Source organism: Pseudomonas sp. H9, assembly GCF_004353925.1.
Lineage (GTDB): Bacteria > Pseudomonadota > Gammaproteobacteria > Pseudomonadales > Pseudomonadaceae > Aquipseudomonas.
Genome location: NZ_SMOK01000041.1, coordinates 1 through 666, shown reverse-complemented (window position 1 = coordinate 666; position 666 = coordinate 1). Strand labels below are relative to the sequence as shown.

Below are 666 nucleotides of genomic sequence, written 5' to 3'. Positions count from 1 at the left end.
CACACCATGGGAGTGGGTTGCACCAGAAGTAGCTAGTCTAACCTTCGGGAGGACGGTTACCACGGTGTGATTCATGACTGGGGTGAAGTCGTAACAAGGTAGCCGTAGGGGAACCTGCGGCTGGATCACCTCCTTAATCGACGACATCAGCTGTTTCATAAGCTCCCACACGAATTGCTTGATTCATTGAAGAAGACGATATCGGTAACAGCTCTTAACTGGGTCTGTAGCTCAGTTGGTTAGAGCGCACCCCTGATAAGGGTGAGGTCGGCAGTTCGAATCTGCCCAGACCCACCAGTTTCTTGTTGGGGCCATAGCTCAGCTGGGAGAGCGCCTGCCTTGCACGCAGGAGGTCAGCGGTTCGATCCCGCTTGGCTCCACCACCCCCTACCGCTTGGTAGTGCTACCGTGTCAAAGCTTAGAAATGAATATTCGCGTCGAATATTGATTTCTGAACTTTTTCAGAATCGTTCTTTAAAAATTTGGGTATGTGATAGAAAGATAGACTGAATGACACTTTCACTGGTGTTTATTCAGGCTAAGGTAAAATTTGTGAGTTTCTCTTAAGACTTTAAGAGTATTGCGAATTTTCGGCGAATGTCGTCTTCACAGTATAACCAGATTGCTTGGGGTTATATGGTCAAGTGAAGAAGCGCATACGGTGGA

Annotated in this window: 2 tRNA genes and 1 rRNA gene; all 3 read left to right on the top strand. The window is 47.9% G+C overall.

Features of this window, described 5'->3' with window-relative positions:
• Window positions 1-136 (top strand): 16S ribosomal RNA (locus E1573_RS24275); the annotation flags it as partial.
• 84 nt (window positions 137-220) lie between these two features.
• Window positions 221-297 (top strand) — tRNA-Ile (locus tag E1573_RS24270).
• Between the two features lie 10 nt (window positions 298-307).
• Window positions 308-383: transfer RNA gene (locus E1573_RS24265), tRNA-Ala, on the top strand.
• Window positions 384-666: the final 283 nt, after the last annotated feature.